The organism is Okeania sp. SIO2F5, from assembly GCF_010692685.1.
Lineage (GTDB): Bacteria > Cyanobacteriota > Cyanobacteriia > Cyanobacteriales > Microcoleaceae > Okeania > Okeania hirsuta.
Genome location: NZ_JAAHGU010000007.1, coordinates 170,518 through 187,012 on the forward strand (window position 1 = coordinate 170,518; position 16,495 = coordinate 187,012).

The following is a 16,495-nucleotide window of genomic DNA, read 5'->3' on the forward strand; positions in this document are numbered from 1 at the left end:
TAAATATTATATGTAGCTTTATTTTATAAGGAAGAAGTCAGAAGGAAGAAAGAAGAAGGTTGATATTTAATTTTTGCTGGTGTTGGTTTGACTGAAAGTCTTTACCTGTTAAGTTTTTAGGGTTTAATGAATAGTTAGTATAAATTAAGCTGATAAATTATTGCTAAATATATTAGAAATTTAAACTGAATTTTCCAAAAAAAGTTCAAATGAGCTATTTAGGAGGAAAAATGGGGGTAATTTGGGTGCGATCGCGCCTTCATTGTCCATTTGTTATAAGTATTGATATGTAAGAGATACAAGGTTGTTGCTTGTCAAGAAATTTTCGTGTATTTTGGAAGTAAGTAGCTCGCTCTGCGTAGGTGCTTATTAAGATGAGTAAAGAATTTTTGAGTGGGAGTGCGATCGCATTTCCGTCAATATTATGTAAATCAAATTACAATTAGTAATGTTGATATGAAACCACTACTATGACTACTAAAAAGGTAAATCCAAGTTTGGAATGGAATGGCTACTTCAATCAGATTGGCGAGAAAAATTCATTCCTAGTTTAGGTATAGACCCATGGATAACTGTTTATTTTGATAAAGTTACTGAAGACGAGAATCTTGGCATATTTTCAGCCTTGATTCCAAATGCTGATGTTGAAACTTCTCTAAGCAAGATTTCTTGGGATTTCCATCTTGAAGATGGGCATCCATGTTTCAACGGCAGAAATAAAAATCCTACCTATTTGCGGTTTGGAAACTTAGATAATGTAGAACCCTTTATAATTCGTCGGGATTTTCATGGCATTCGCGACTCATATAACGAAATCATTGAAGAGTTTCGACACTTCCATCGTTTGTACCACGATGTTGAAAAAAATCAACTTCTCAAATTTGATGATAGAGGAGATGAAACTGTAGTAGCAAAACTTGAAACAGATAAGGTTGAAGTTCGTCTCAAAGAAGTACGTCAATTTCTTGCTGTAAAAGAAATGCACTTAGCAATTTATTTTGACTTTAAACGATACTCTGAATCAGTGCTTGATGAATTTACACAGGAATTAGACCATAAAAATAAAAAGGATTTAACTTACTATAAACTTCGCGCAAGTTCGGCAGAAAATTTTCATATAGCCAACTACAAATCCTTCTCATACTTGTGTGGAAAGAAACTTATTTCTCCATTTCCACTCAATCGCTGTGGAATGTGGCCATTCAATGATAAGGACAAGGAAAACTACATTGATTTCATTGTTGGAATGGATGAAAATGGAGATTCAGTCGAATATTCTTGTAATCCAGATAAGCTTCCAAACTACCCAGATACTCCTAACTATCTCACACCAGTTTTCTTTCAGCGCGAGGTTCTTGCAAAATATTATGCTCATCCAGAGCGATACTCGGTTGAAGATGGATTTCTCAGATGTCAAGGATTATGGGGATTGAAACTTGATAATAATCACCCTGAATACATAACTGTCTTCCTTGGAGACTTAGCATCTTTGCCATCAGATGAACAAATATATTGGCGTAGTTACAATATTCTACCTGAAGGAAAGATTAGTAAAGTTAATTTTGAGCGTAGCTTTCAACTAACACCTGCTCCTCCAGAACAAATTGACCTTATGTTTAAGGATTGTTTTGTTAGGTTTTCTAAGAATTGGAAAGCATTTATGGGATGGAGTCTCTTTCGCAAATTAGCTGAATCTGACCAGCATCTTTTTGACGCTTTGCACATTCCCCTGACAAATAGTCAGGTAGAATTTGATTCACAAGTTCTTGCTCTGACAAAGATTTTGATTGACTCTCTAAATGAGGGTGAAATTGTTAAGGCAACTCTAGGAGGCAACACCGAAGAAAAGGGAATATCTAAATTCGAGCAGTTCCTCAAAGCTCATCAATATCCAAACTATGAGCAGCAGATAAAATTCTTGAGAAATTTGCAAAACCTTCGCTCAACTAGCGTAGCTCATCGTAAGAGCGACAATTACAAAAAAATTGCCAAAACTTTTGGATTGAAAGACAGTAACCGTTCTGATGTGCTCAAGGAAATTCTTGTTGAAGTTAGAGACTTTCTTGTATCACTTGAGAGACACTTTTGTGAATAAAGCAACAAGTAGGGAAAGACCATGATATTCCTCCCAAAAAGATGGTAAGGTAACAGACTTCATAACTTATCATAGTCAATTGTTTGCCCTTTTCCTTCAGCAATTTACTGTTTCGCCTGTCTCGCTGCTACTACTAACTTGCTTTGGGTTTTTTCAAAAGATTTATCCTACTTTAATACCAATTTGAAAATCTGCAATATATTCTCGTAAATGCTCAAAAATTCTTTCCTGCTGCTCATCAGAAAGAGACTCTAAAATTTTTACAACAGTTGCTATATTTTCTCTTGACATTGTTTTTATAAGTAGTAGGATTTAATGCAAATAAATAATCACATCATCAGTAAATTATAATTTATGCAATATTGTTTGAAGTGCAGTATTTTTATCATAAAGTCAAATTAATTGGCGTTTCCTTAATTACTATATTTTAATCTCTACTCAGCAAAGGAGAAGTCTAATGAGTTTGTCTGTCATTGATGAGGTAGTCGAACAATTAAAAGTTATGCCACAGTACAAAGTTATGCCACAGTACTTAGTATTGCAAGTGCTTGAATTGGCTCGGAAATTGCTAAAAACTCAAGTTAGAGGTATTTCAGGAACACAATTATTACCTTTTGCTGGCTCAATTTCTCCTGAAGACCTTCAAACTATGGACGAAGCAATTAAACAAGGTTGTGAACAAAATGAGTGGTAAATACCTTCTAGATACAAACATTATTACTGCGCTCTTTGCCAACGAAGCAGGACAGTAATTTCATTTGCCCAGAGGTCAAGTCCGGCTACGTCCTGAGCAAATAGGACTCCTTTTGTTATGTTCGGTTTGCAATTGTGCTAATTGTTGTTGGTAAGTGGTGAAATCTTGGATTTGAGTGGTGGAAAAGGCAAGGTGGATTATTTGTTCGCCAAAGTCGCGGAGTTTGTGGAAGTCTTCGGTAAGATGGGGGTAGCGATCGCTATGGATTTAATCAGATATTCTTCGGCTTCAGAATAGCAACTTAAATCTTTATAAATTAATCCCAAATTGTTGGAAATATTTGCTACTAATATATTTTCTTTGTAAGCAGAAGAGATTAACACCTTTGGAAAAAGAATGTGTTTGAATAATCAGGGCAGTTAAAAGACATATACAGGAAATGTCCCTTAGACTAAAAAGATAAATTATGACCTAACAAATAGTATCAAAGCTATTCATTCTGACCCCTGACTCCTGACTTCTAAGAAATAACCTAGTTATTTGTAGCAAATATTTATCAAATTGGTATTAACTCTAAAATGGGAGTAGTTTATATAGGCGATCGCGCCGTCGGCAAAACTCATTTAGCATTAGAATTGGCCAATCCCCAAGGAAATTATGTTCAGGTTTCTTTGAGCAATCAAAATTATCAAAATCTCCAGGCAAATTTACTTAATTTAGATGGTACTGCTAAACCTACTCAAAGCATTGAAAAGCGTTCTTTGGATGTGAAAGTTAGACTTTCTACTGGTATTAGTAAAATTTCTGTAGATTGGATAGATTCTCCTGGGGAATTATTTCGTAGATCATGGCAATCTGAGCATATTAATGAATGGCAAGATTTTAAAGAAACAATGGGTAAAAGTGAAGGATTTTTTTTAATTGTTCCTCCCTATAGAGAAATTTTACAGCCTCATATTAACCAGGAAAATTATATTACTCAGCAGCAATGGTGCAATAGATTTAATCGTTGGAAAGACTTTTTTATTTATGATTGTCCTCAAGTTAGACGTATTGTAATATGTCTGAATAAAGCTGATTTAATTGATTGTAATCTTGAGCAAGAAATTTCTAAATTGGCTTATTTACCTCATGGTTCTACTATGAATTGGCTGCAACGGCATAATTATGTGGTTAATAGTTATTTTTTACCCCTTAAGTCACAGTTGGAACAAATAAATAGTAGTCGTTCTGGTTTGTCTGTTCGGTGTTTTATTACCAGTATTTATCACCGTAGTTTATTAGAATTACCTTGGATTTATTTAGCTAGTTATTTAGTTTAAAAGAAGCAATAAGGAAGAAGGAAGAGGGAAGAGGGAAGAAGGCAACAAGGGTAGTTGTGAATTATAATGGTATAGCTAGTGGGAGCATCTTGCTCCCGTTCTAAAAATAAGGAAGAAGGAAAAAGCAAGAAGGTAAGAGTGAAAGTTTTGTCATTGAGTTAGATATTTCCTTTTGTCAAACAAGCAAGTTAAATTAATCAATAGTAAAGTAAGTATTTCCTGCGGAATGCTGCGCAAACAGCCATCAGCTATTAGCTATTGATGAGAGGAAGAATTCAACAATTAATAATTAATAGAGTTGTCGCTAAATAAAGGGAAAAAATCACTCTAACCTAGACAGAGCAATAATTCTAAGCATTTTTCCTGTCAATAGCTACAATCCTTACAGAACAAGGTTTTTGGTTTTTTTAAGTTATAAAGCGACAAGTCTAATAATTAATAATTAACAATTACCTCTCTTTGGAAAGAAGAGGATTGACTCAAAGGAAAAATTTTTCTTGTTTCTCCTTTAAAGGAGAGGTTTTAGACCACAATTTCTCGGTAAAAGCAATTGAAAAATTGAGAGAGAATTAAAAATTATATCAAGTTGCACTGATTAACCACAATATAAAAAGATGGCATACTCCTCAAGAGTCATCTTAAGATGACTTAAACTATTAGCCAAGGATTGAAATCCTTGGCGAGGTTAGCGAGCCATGTTATCCGCCAAGAAATAAATTTCTAGGATCAAAGCAGAAGTCATCTAAAGATGACTAAAGATAGCTAATTTATTATGGCTAATTAATGAGACTTGATATTACTGCCAAGGTACGCTCCTTCAACCTTAGAAGGAATTATTCATTATTTGCTGTTTGCGTAGCATCCCGTAGGGAAGTGCTGACTACTGAGAGCTGTTTGCGCAGCATTCCGCAGGAAATGCTTACATAGTAAACACAGATTTAATCAAAAAAATGGGGAATATTTGTATTATTGGACCTACGGGTGCGGGAAAGACTACTTATCTAGCAGGATTAGCTTATTGGCCGGAAAAAACTCACCCAAATTTTCAAATTACAGCCATTACTAATGATGCTCAAAATTTAGTTAATAAAGCTGAAACAATTATTCTCAATGGTGCTTCTTTAGAACCCACTATTATTGATGGAATAAAAATCAAAAGTTTCTATGATTTACCTTTGTATTCTTTTCACATAGAAATTAAGCGTTGGTGGCAAAAAAAACCAGAAGAAATTAATCTAGTAGTGCGAGATTATCCAGGGGAAATTTTTAATGAATTACAAACAGGTATTTCTAATCCTTTACATCAAGAATTTCTCGATGAATGTCTAATCAAAGATAATGTCGGTTGTCTAATTTTACTCCACAAATGGGAGCCAGGAAACGACATATTCTATAGTAATGTGATGGAGAAATTTATTAATTTAATGGATGAACGCGACCGCTCCCAAGATTTACGCCTAGCTATAGCAATGAGTAAATGTGAAAGAGGAGAAATTTGGCCTGGCCGTCTTGACCCAGAATTAGACATATTTAAAGTGCATTTACCAAGAACAACCAGTATTTTACAAAAGCGTATTCCTCAACAAAATTTACGGTTTTATGCTATATCTACTTTTGGCGTTCTACAACGAAATGACCCCCGCCCAAATCGTACTGATGAATTAGGAAGTCCCCACTCAATTTTACGGGAACCTTTGAAATGGAAACCTTATGGTATAGTTTCACCCCTGTATTGGTTAAGTCAAGGTAAAACAATTAATAATTAATAATTAATAATTACCTCTCCTTTAAAACGGATAGGATTGACTAATAATGAAAATTTTTATTTATTATCCCCTTTTATGGGGGTTTGTAGACGCGGAGCGGCTTCTCTTAAGTATCCCCCATTATACACGCCACAGAAGCTGTTTGCGCAGCATTCCGTAGGAATAGCTGACCGCTGAGGTGCTGACTGCTATTTCAAACCACAATTTTTCGGTAAAAAAAATGTTTAAATCCCTATTAAAGACCAGAATTAATGAGAATTTAAAAGAAGAAAATTGTTCTGGCATTTTACGAGTAATAGGCGATCGCGCTGCTGGTAAAACTACTTATATGGCTGCTTTGGCTAGATGGCCAAATGCTGATTTTTCTAGTCCTGTTGAATTAGTTACTCCAGCAAATAAAGATGGAGAATATTTGATTAAGCAGGCACAAAATTTGATAGAGTCAGGGTTACAAATTGAACAAACTCGTCTAGCTAATGATGTGCTAGAAATTAAGGATTATACTTTAAGAATTACTCTCAAACAAGAAGATAATTCGAGGCGATTAAATACTGTTTTAAACCTAGATATTAGTTGCAAAGATTATTCTGGAGAATTTTTCAGCGATGTACTTCAGCAAACAGATTCTCAATTACTTCGAGACTACTTAAATGATTGTTTTCCAGCTACGGGAATTATGTTAATGATTGATGGTACAACTCATCGTAAAGATTTAGAATATGCCAGAGGAGTCGATCGACTTTTAGTAGCATTAGCAGGTCGGGATTTGTTTAGTGAAAAACGGCGTATTGCTTTGGTTTTAACTAAGTGTGAATTAGCTGATTTATGGGTAAATAGAAATAGACCAAAGTTTTTGGCAGAGGCACGGTTTCCTACTATTTTTAAAAGATTAGAATCTTGGCAAAATTTGGGAATGGGTAATGTGGAATATTTTACAACTTCTGCTTTTGGTGTGACAGGAAATAAATATTATAAACCAAATTCTCAGCAAATTTATCGGGGTCGTGGAGGGGTAGCATCAGTATTAGAAGACTCGAAAAAATGGCGACCTTTTGGCTTAGTTTCTCCTATATATTGGATTTGTACAGGTAAACGTAATTCACAGTTAGATTATGATTAATATTGTATTTTAGGGAATAGGGAGTAGGAAGTAGGGAGTAGGGAACCCACCCCTAACCCCTCCCAGGAGGGGAAATAATTGATAGTTTATGTGCGATAATTAATTTTATTTTTTATTATCACCAGATGTCTAATATTGTTTGATTATTAATATCGTTTTATTATTGGGAATGGATTTAACAAAAAAATGGTAGTCCTGCATAGTAATGGTATACAAGGAACAAGAGATGCTTGGCACGGGAGCAAGATGCTCCCACTGTTCTCGTAACAAAAATAATGCAATGCACCACCATTACAATGCACCACCACCAAAAAAATTAATTTGCCCATGGAAACAATTGAAATTCACGAGTTCAGCACAGGTATAATTCCCGAAATATTACCCGATGGTAAATGGATTTCTCGGGGATTTAAAGTAGGGGAATATATGAACTTAACCTTAACTCAAGTTCCTCATATTGTAGCAAGAGCAATTGCTAATAAAGGCTTTGAAGTAGCCAAAGACCGTAATAGTCAAGAACCTACTTTTGTAGGGCGAGTTGTCTTAAGTATAAGTAATGAAGAACCAGATTATTCAGTAGTTGCTGTAGTCACTACTGGACAAGATGAGTATGGACGTTCGACTTCTTTTTATCGTTATTTTCTCTGCACTGGTAAAGATAATATTTGGCAAATATTAGACTGGATAAGTACTCAACAACAACAAGGTGTTAATCCGGTATTTAATCCATCTGAAACTAAAGAAGTTGGTAAACCAAATCAACATACAGTTACTACAAAATCAGAAATAAATTTACCCACAGAATGGCAAAATTGGCTGAGTAGTCAAGTTATACCTGTAATAATTCCTACTGAATTATCTGACTTACAAATTATTAATAAAATGGCTGAAATTAAAGCCAACAATCTACCTATATCATGGGCTTATAATGTTGAAGCAATTGAACGACCAGAACAATTTATTATTATTCATCCTGCTAATACTAAAGTAGAAGCAAATCTGTTACAAATACAGACAAAGATGATGAAAAATTCCAGGGAAAATATCTCAACAAATATAGATGAAGCAGCTATAGAAACAGCAATTAAAGGATTAATTAGTGGTTCTCAAATAAAACAAGAATGGGTAGAAAATTTAATTTTAAAATTACAGAATGGTCAAGTTACATCAAAATATTTAAACAACCTGTTTGATAATCTGGGGGCGAGTAATGCTGTAAAACAAGAAAATGCTAATGCTCAAATGGTTAGGTTATTAACTTTAAGAGCAATTTTTATTCCCGAAACTTTACCAGAATATCTGAATTGGTTAAATATTACTGGAGATGAAAAAAAAGAAGATGAGAAACAAAAAATATCTCTAAAATTACAATCTCAACTGAAAAATTATCAAAAATCATTAGATCCATTAATTGTACTAGGAATGAATTACGCCTTCTATCAAATATTAGGAGGAAAAATATCTGTTCCTGCTTTCTGTTGGCTATTAAAAACTAAAAATAGTTTATGGTCAACCTATTCTACTATAATCAAACAACAAGTTCGCCACGATTTAGAATATTTAGAATCTTTGGGGAACAATTTATTAAACACAAATATTGACCAAGAAATAGAGCAACTAATTTATGGAAATACTATTTGGAAAAAACTCATTTCCCACTTAAAATATCGTCGCGATCGCTGCAATTATTATCAACCTTTTGCCGAGTTATTCTCTCAACTACCTGATTATGAGTTAGCAGCTTATTTTCATCAACTCAGTAATGGAAAAGTCCCAAAATTAATATTTACATCAGCATTTCCGAGGTTAAAGTCAATTTATGAAATTAGAGTTTTTGGGTTAAATGTTCGGCAAGAATTAACTGTTTCTGACCGAATAATTATTTCTATAAAAAAGTATGGCGTACAAGTAGCAGTAACATTTTTATTACTGCTTTCTCATGCTCTATCTTTTGTTTTAGGATATCAGGCAAGTAAGTTTAATAATGGTACTATTGCTGAACCGAAAAAAAATGAACCTTCTACTTTTTCAGAAGAACAATTAACTGATAGTTCAACAAAAAATGTTAGTGCAATTTCCTCAGTAAAAATGGAAAAAGCACTAGAAAAATTTCCCACTACTAGTAGTGTAATTCGAGAAATAGTCCAGGAACTAGAGACAGAAATATTATCTCAAAACTCAACAGTATTTATAGCAGAAGATGCACGCTTAAAAATTATTCAAGCAATTAAGCAAATTCTAGAAAATGATATAAAACTTCAGTATGCAGGGGCGATAGAAGATGAAATTTTAGGAGAACCAGAGAAATATTTAGAAGCACAAAAACAATGGATAGAAGCAATTTATTCTTATCAGCAAAAGTTTTTTAGTAGTGGTTTTGGCTATATAAAACCAGATAAACAAACAGCAGGTAGATTAAAGTGTGATGTGGCTGATTTATTGGATATTCAATTACAACAGAGACCTCAATATTGTGAGGAGTAGTAGGGGCGTTAACGATAGTTATGCGAAGCTAACGGCGTTTGCCCTTAGAGGAAGGAAGAGAATTTAGAAAGATTTGGAAATGACGCTCAGATGAAACATTTTTTTCTACTGAATTAAACTGAATTAAGCGGAATTCCATAAATTCTAAAAATTCAACTTTTTTTCTGTTTTTTATGATCTGGAATTATATCATGTCCAGACAATTAACGATCAAAAAAACTTTCTCCTTTCCCACCTCTTCCTTCTTGCTTCTTTCTTCCCTCCTGACTCCTGACTCCTAAGAAATACTCTAGCTCATCAATGGACTACCATGATGATGAATCAGATACCAATTTCCACCCATCCGCTCAAAAATATTTGTTGCTATACACTGAGCTTTACTTTTCCTACCTCCAATCACTTGCATCAAATTTTCAATCAAAATAACATAACCAATATCTCCATTAATTTCTATTGTCACAATATCAAGATCTATTTCCATATAATTAGTATTTTTAAATATTAAATCCCAGGAATTCCGAATATTTTCAAAACCACGAATGGCATTACGACCTGGATGAATACAAACTGTGTCAATACCCTTGGACAAAATATAACTGATAGTTTCGATGTCCCGTTTTTCAAAAGCTCGATAAAAGGCTTGATTTGCTGTTAATATTGCTTGCTTTTCGTCAGTCATAAAATTTTTAGTTTAGATATAGAATAATTGTTATTATCTAACGATAGAATCATATTAACCAGTTCAATCAAATTATTCTCCGATAGACCATGGAAACAACAGAAAAAAAATCTCCTAATATATTTTTGAAAATGTTATACATTACCCTCTTTTTGTTAGTAACAGTTGCCATTGTTGTCGGAGTTAATGCCACCTCTGACAAACTAAATTTATTTGCTGGCACCAGACCCAATAATCTAGGCGTATATTCTGGACGACTAGCACCTTGTCCCAATAGTCCAAACTGTGTCAGTAGTTACAGTCAAGATGCAGAACATGGTATAGTCTCTCTTAGCTATGACTCTAATAATCCAGAAACAGCGATCGCTAACCTCAAACAAATAATTGCATCTATGTCTCGGACAAATATTGTTAAGGAGGATAAAAATTACTTGTATGCTGAGTTTACAAGTAAGATAATGGGATTTGTAGATGATGTAGAATTTTATGTAGATGAAGAAGCTAATGCTATTCAACTACGTTCAGCTTCCCGTCTAGGAGAATCAGATTTAGGTGTTAACCGCGAACGAGTCGAAACTATTCGGACAAAATGGAACCAACTAAAAACAAGTAATACCATGTCCAGTTGAATAGTTATAAATAATAAGGGAGGAGTCAGGAGTCAGGAGTCAGGAGTCAGGAGTCAGGAGTCAGGAGTCAGGAGTCAGGAGAAAGAAAGAGTAGTAGAAGGAGAAAGTTTTTTGTTCGCGCTCTTACCCGGACACGATATCATAGCTCAAATCACCAACGCCAAATACTTCCCCACTCCCTTCCGTATCCGTGTATCCGTGCCATAATCAGTGTGATCCACTCCCTCACTCCCTGTTCCCTTTCACCAAAGGAATATTCACCATGACAACAACCTCAAGCTATACAAACACGATCAACCCAACTGAAACAACTTTCCCCCAGTTAGGTGCATTTTTACAAGCACATAATGAAATCGAATACATTCTACCACCCTTAGTCGGAATCATAATTACCAATAGATTTAAACTACGGGGTGCTACTGCACTTCTAGTAAACCTTACAGTTGCAGGTTTTGTGCGCCAAATAATTGAACAACTAAAAGAACAAACAGTAACTATACCTGTAATTGATACTGAGCAAACAACTATTCCTCAACCAGTGACAACCGTTGCTAGTGATGACTCACCAACATACACCATAGTGCATTCAGTACCCGGTCGCATCCGACTGCGAATACCAAAAGTAGCATCTGACCCAAATTATGTCAGACGTTTAGAACAACTTTTAACAGCAGACTCCCATGTATTAGGAGTGCGGATAAATACAGCAGCAGCTTCAGTTGCCATCCAGTATCAAGCTGATGGAATGTCAGAATGGGAACTAGGAATGCTATTGATGAATATCATTCAAGAAGCTGAACCTGATGAAGAGGAAATACCCCAACCAGAAGCAAATTCAGAGTCCCCAGAAACGCCAGAAGAAACTGATTAAGTACATTTAAGGTTTTGGAAAAAGACAGTTTGACACTGACTTCCAACTTCGACCTTGATGTCATCCCCCCTCTAATTCCCCAGTAGGTTAAATCTTTAAAATCATAGGTTTATACTTAGCGGTACTTTGATATTTTTTACAATGAAAATGCCTTCAAAGCTATTAGGGATAAGGGAAATACATCAATAGGCTAAAAATGGCTTAAACCTAGATATATCAGGAAAAAGGTTGATAAAATGTAAAATATAGACTATATAAGGGTTTGATGCTGTTCTGAACATATTTTTTGCCAAAGTATCGTTAGCTGGAACAACTCTTATAGCAGTCGAAGCAAAGGGTGCAAACATATCAAAAGCTTAAAACTAAGACAACGCCAGATTTTTCCAACTTAAGTTTTTGCTTCTTCCTTCAGCTATACCAATAATATTACCGAATAATTAATAATTAAATAATTCTGGTAAAAATACTCCCCTTTTAAGGGGAAAAAAAAGAAAATATTCCTTATATTCTATTCCGTAACGGTTAAAACCCGAGGTAATTATCAATTAATGAAGCCACATTCTCACCCGGAACCAAGACAAATCAACTAAAACCATGAAAACTATCAAATCACAACAATCAGGGTCAAAATCAACAGTAACAGTCAAAACTCCCACAATATCATTAGTTCATGGCATTCCCGGAAGAGTCAGACTTCGCGTCATGCACTTGAGTCTAGACAAAAACTATACTGACAATGTACAAACATTATTAGAATCAGATATCCACGTCAAACAAACTCGCATTAACCAAGCAGCAAGTTCGATCGCCATTAATTATCAGACCAAAGGCAAATCAGAAACAGAAATACTAGACCATCTTATATATCTAATAGAAAACGTCGATCGCTCTACCGTAACAGTTTTCAAAAAAAAAGTTAACTCCCAAACACCACCAGAAACAGAACACCAAAATGAAGGAGAATTGTCAAGTTTAGTAATACCAAGTCTAGCAACCCTCTTAGCATTCCTCGGCGGACCATTAAAATTACCAATTTCCCCACAACTGAGTTTTAGTGCCTTGGCCATTGCAGCATTCCCAGTTGTCAAACGCGCTTTCCAGAGCTTATTCATCGAACATTGCCTGAATATAGACTGTCTCGACTTCCTCTCCCTAACCCTCGGTGCCATCCAAGGCAAAGTATTAACTCCCGCATTAGTCTTAACTCTCCACGAACTGGGAGATGTGATACGGGAACAAACAGCCAGATCGACCGAACATCAAACTTCAGACCTGTTAGACACTATCGGACGTTTTGCCTGGGTAGAAAAAGATGGAGAAGAACAACAAATACCAAGCGACCAAGTCAAACGAGGCGATACAGTCATAGTTTACCCAGGAGAACAAATACCAGTAGATGGAGAAGTCTTGCAAGGTGAAGCAGTCATTGACCAACAGCAACTCACCGGAGAGTCAATGCCAGTTGTCGGCAAACCAGGTACATTAGTTTATGCTTCGACCTTAGTACGTTCCGGTCAAATTTATATTCGAGCAGAAAGAGTCGGCAAACAAACTCGCGCTGCTGCTAGTATCGAACTATTACAAAAAGCTCCAGTACATGACACCAGAATGGCAAACTATGCCTCTCAAATGGCAGACAAATTAATTTTGCCGTCCTTGATATTAGCTGGTATTGTCTTAGCCACAACTCACGATCCCAGTAGAGCTGCATCTATTCTCACCCTAGACTTTGTCACAGGAATTCGAGTATCAGTTCCCACCGCATTTTTGGGAGCGCTAAACCATACTACCAGACACGGTATTTTGGTTAGGAGTGGTCGTACTCTGGAAATGTTAGCCGAAATTGATACTATTGTTTTTGACAAAACTGGTACTTTGACTCAAGGTAATATTGCTGTGGTGGGAGTAGAAACAGTATCAGGACGAATGAGTGCTACAGAAGTTTTGGCTTTAGCAGCTTCTGCGGAACAACGTATTACTCATCCAGTGGCAGAGGCGATCGCCCGTTACGCTCAGGAACAAGGTGTGAATATTTATCCACGGGGTGAGTGGGACTATAAAGTAGGACTGGGTATTCAGGTAGATATTAATGGTCAGGATGTTTTGGTCGGCAGTGCTAAATTTTTGACTCAAGCAGGAGTAGATTTGGACTGCTTCTATGAAAATCATCCTTGTTTTCAGGAAAGTTGCGCCCATCCCGACCAAGAATGCCCAGTTTCTGAGTGGTTATCTTTGATTTATGTGGCCTGCAATGGCGAGTTTCAGGGGGCAATTCAATATAAAGACCCAGTGCGTCCGGAAAGTATGCCTCTGATTATGAGATTGCAACAAGAGTATGGTATGGAAGTACATTTACTGACTGGGGACAACGAAGTTAGGGCGAAGATGGTGGCCACAGAGTTGAAAATCCCAGAGTCTCAAGTTCATGCTGAGGCTTTTCCTGACCAAAAAGCTGCTATTGTTCGAGAATTGCGTCGCACCGGAAAAACTGTGGCTTTTGTGGGAGATGGGTTAAATGATTCTGTGGCTTTAGCTTATGCAGATGTGTCTGTTTCTTTTGAAAATGGTTCGGATGTAGCGAGGGAAACAGCAGATGTGGTGTTGATGAATAATAATTTATCTAGTTTGTTGGAGGCGATCGCTATTGCCAAGCAGACTAAGCATCTCATCGAACAAAATACTGTTATGGTAGTAGGGCCAAATTTGGTGGCTTTAGGGTTGGCCTCGACAGTGGGACTACATCCTCTCATTGCTACGGTTGTCCACAATGGCAGTGCGATCGCTGCTGGTTTAAATAGTTTGCGTCCCCTGGTGCAGCATCAGTTAGAAAGTGGTACATATTGACACTCTCACCGTTAAATCTGGTGATTATAACGGGAGATTCTTGTCTCGCAGATTCTTAACTAGGCAACAAATCAAATAAACTGAGTTGTACCCCCGTCAGACCATCTCCACAAGCTTTTTCTTTAACCGCGTGCCCCACGGCTATTAAACCTCTATTTCTGATTACTTTTGCAGCAGCTATATCACGATTTATTTCATAACCACAGTTGCTGCAATTATGTTTTCTATCAGAGAGTTTTTTCTTTTCAATCTGCCCACATTTAGGGCATTCTTGAGAAGTATAATTCTTGTCAACTTTTCCATAATATTTGCCTCTTTTCCAGCAGATATAAGGAAGTATTTCATTGATAAATTGACCGATGCCACTGTCATTAGATTGTTTTCTGACAATACCTCTAGACCAAGAATTAAAGTTAATATCTTCAACGAAAATATTGTCTGTATTATCACAAAGTTCATGAGCTAATTTGAAATGCCAGTCCCGTCTAGTATTGGCTATTTTCTCATGTATTTTAGCTATCTTTTTCTGAAGTTTTAACCAATTATTTGACCCCTTCTTTTTTTTATTAAGTCTTCTTTGCAGCAATTTAAGCTCGCGTAGTTGGCTGAATAAAAACTTAGGAGATTTGATTAATTTTCCAGTTGAAGTAGCTACAAAACTTTCTATACCTGCATCTATTCCTAATGACTTTTTACCTACTGGATTATCTGGCAATAACTCAGATGAAGTAAAAATAATCATCAAATAATAGCCACTAGCTTTTTTGACTATCCTAGCTTGTTTAGCTTGAAAACCATCTGGATATGGTCTACTTTGTCTGATTTTAATCCAACCTAGTTGAGGTAGTTTAACTCTATTATTGCCTAAGCAATTTTTCAGCATTGCAGGAAAAACAAAACTTCTCAGTTTTTTCTTAAACCTTGGATAACCTTTTCCTTGAGATTTCATGTCAGAAAAAGCTCTATCCAAAATTTTTAAAGTTTGTTGTAAAACTTGAGCATTAACTGACTTTAATTTAGGATGAATTTTTTTAGCTATTGTGAGATTTTTGGCTTGATGATTGTAATTAGGATAAGGCGCATCAGCAGGAATAATATATTCGGAAACAATTGAACAGCTATTAATTGGTGATTTTCTCGCACTTGACCAGTCTTTTCGCTCTCTCAAAGCATAATTGTACACACTCTTACAAACATCAAGAATACGATTAATCTCTATTTCTTGTTGCTGAGTTGGGTTGAGCTTGTACTGGTAAGTTAAAGTAATCAAAGGTTGAAAAATCAAATGTTAATAACTATATTATAACTGATGCTGGATTGATTCGCGCTTCGCTCAATTAATAGATTTGTTGAAATTCATTTCACCGCTAAATTAGAAATTATAGCGGGAGTCCTCTTTCAAGATTCTCTGATAGAATGGTAGGGAAATAGTTTTTGTAGATATTTGTATATATATTTTGGTTAATTCCAAGACTTTATTTACTAAATCAGCCCCTACAAAAAACCCATCTTATCTTGTTCCTTATATTAATTATGTCACTTGTTCACTTAAAAAAATCTGTACTAACTCTTCACCTCCGGGAAATGGTTGAAGATGGTCAAACAAACGATCGCCTTGCATTATTAGGACTAGGTGCGTTTTTGATCGGTCCATTAGTTGCTCCTACTGTCACAAAAGTTGCAAGAAAAGTAGTTAAGGGTGCAATTAAAAGTGGTCTTTCTATGTATGAACAGAGTCAGGAGACTTTTGCCGGAATTAGTGAAGAGTTTGCCGATAATTTGGCAGAATCTCAAACTAATCGTTGAGATTAAAATTATTAAGTTAGGGGTGAGTTGATTAACCAAGTCAGAAGTTATTTTTGTAACGGGTATTTGAGCTTCGAGCCAAAAATATTTCGCTTTAAAAGACGGCGTTACACGACCCTTATGATTTTGATAATTAGTCAAATTCACCTCTATAGAATCCAACTTTCTTATATAAAAGTCTACCG

The 16,495-nt window shown here is 35.7% G+C and carries 14 protein-coding genes; 10 read left to right on the forward strand and 4 right to left on the reverse strand.

Annotated features, from left to right (window positions below; all coding sequences use genetic code 11):
• Positions 1–625: 625 nt before the first annotated feature.
• Positions 626–2,095, forward strand: coding sequence for a hypothetical protein (locus tag F6K27_RS04955; RefSeq protein ID WP_287273518.1), 1,470 nt, complete (start codon positions 626–628; stop codon positions 2,093–2,095).
• Between the two features lie 162 nt (positions 2,096–2,257).
• Here the strand turns inward: F6K27_RS04955 and F6K27_RS04960 are convergent, their stop codons facing one another.
• A complete protein-coding gene (locus tag F6K27_RS04960; RefSeq protein WP_275670271.1) occupies positions 2,258–2,386 on the reverse strand; it encodes a hypothetical protein in 129 nt (42 codons plus the stop codon).
• 166 nt (positions 2,387–2,552) lie between these two features.
• Between F6K27_RS04960 and F6K27_RS04965 the strand changes: the two genes are divergently transcribed.
• Complete coding sequence (locus tag F6K27_RS04965) at positions 2,553–2,789, forward strand: hypothetical protein (RefSeq protein ID WP_124143188.1); 237 nt, start codon at positions 2,553–2,555, stop codon at positions 2,787–2,789.
• 197 nt (positions 2,790–2,986) lie between these two features.
• Here F6K27_RS04965 and F6K27_RS04970 read toward each other — a convergent pair whose 3' ends face one another.
• Entirely contained in the window at positions 2,987–3,172 is a 186-nt protein-coding gene (locus F6K27_RS04970; RefSeq protein ID WP_287273516.1) for a tetratricopeptide repeat protein, read from the reverse strand.
• A 195-nt stretch (positions 3,173–3,367) separates the two neighbouring features.
• Between F6K27_RS04970 and F6K27_RS04975 the strand changes: the two genes are divergently transcribed.
• The 4 genes from F6K27_RS04975 (at position 3,368) to F6K27_RS04990 (ending at position 9,481) form a co-directional block, all read left to right on the forward strand.
• A complete protein-coding gene (locus F6K27_RS04975) occupies positions 3,368–4,111 on the forward strand; it encodes a hypothetical protein (RefSeq protein ID WP_287273515.1) in 744 nt (247 codons plus the stop codon).
• A 950-nt stretch (positions 4,112–5,061) separates the two neighbouring features.
• Positions 5,062–5,877 carry a hypothetical protein gene (locus F6K27_RS04980; protein WP_287273513.1) on the forward strand — a complete coding sequence of 272 codons (816 nt, stop codon included), beginning with the start codon at positions 5,062–5,064 and terminating at the stop codon, positions 5,875–5,877.
• A 220-nt stretch (positions 5,878–6,097) separates the two neighbouring features.
• Positions 6,098–6,997, forward strand: a complete 900-nt coding sequence (locus F6K27_RS04985) for a hypothetical protein (protein WP_287273511.1) — start codon at positions 6,098–6,100, stop codon at positions 6,995–6,997.
• Between the two features lie 327 nt (positions 6,998–7,324).
• On the forward strand, positions 7,325–9,481 hold the full coding sequence (locus F6K27_RS04990) for a hypothetical protein (RefSeq protein WP_287300846.1): 2,157 nt from the start codon (positions 7,325–7,327) through the stop codon (positions 9,479–9,481).
• Positions 9,482–9,770: 289 nt separating this feature from the next.
• Here F6K27_RS04990 and F6K27_RS04995 read toward each other — a convergent pair whose 3' ends face one another.
• Positions 9,771–10,160, reverse strand: a complete 390-nt coding sequence (locus F6K27_RS04995; protein ID WP_287273507.1) for a nuclear transport factor 2 family protein — start codon at positions 10,158–10,160, stop codon at positions 9,771–9,773.
• 89 nt (positions 10,161–10,249) lie between these two features.
• On the opposite strand from F6K27_RS04995, the gene F6K27_RS05000 reads away from it, so the two are divergent.
• The 3 genes from F6K27_RS05000 to F6K27_RS05010 all read left to right on the forward strand — a co-directional run bounded on the left by F6K27_RS05000 (position 10,250) and on the right by F6K27_RS05010 (position 14,504).
• On the forward strand, positions 10,250–10,789 hold the full coding sequence (locus tag F6K27_RS05000; protein ID WP_124143194.1) for a DUF1499 domain-containing protein: 540 nt from the start codon (positions 10,250–10,252) through the stop codon (positions 10,787–10,789).
• Between the two features lie 262 nt (positions 10,790–11,051).
• The gene (locus F6K27_RS05005) at positions 11,052–11,660 is read left to right on the forward strand and encodes an HMA2 domain-containing protein (protein WP_287273505.1); all 609 of its coding nucleotides are present in this window, start codon (positions 11,052–11,054) and stop codon (positions 11,658–11,660) included.
• A 594-nt stretch (positions 11,661–12,254) separates the two neighbouring features.
• A complete protein-coding gene (locus F6K27_RS05010) occupies positions 12,255–14,504 on the forward strand; it encodes a heavy metal translocating P-type ATPase (RefSeq protein ID WP_353735932.1) in 2,250 nt (749 codons plus the stop codon).
• Positions 14,505–14,559: 55 nt separating this feature from the next.
• On the opposite strand, the gene F6K27_RS05015 is transcribed toward F6K27_RS05010, so the two are convergent.
• Positions 14,560–15,789 carry a transposase gene (locus tag F6K27_RS05015; protein ID WP_287273504.1) on the reverse strand — a complete coding sequence of 410 codons (1,230 nt, stop codon included), beginning with the start codon at positions 15,787–15,789 and terminating at the stop codon, positions 14,560–14,562.
• A gap of 248 nt (positions 15,790–16,037) precedes the next feature.
• Here F6K27_RS05015 and F6K27_RS05020 point away from each other — a divergent pair, with 248 nt between their 5' ends.
• Entirely contained in the window at positions 16,038–16,310 is a 273-nt protein-coding gene (locus F6K27_RS05020) for a hypothetical protein (protein WP_287273503.1), read from the forward strand.
• The last annotated feature ends 185 nt before the right edge of the window (positions 16,311–16,495 follow it).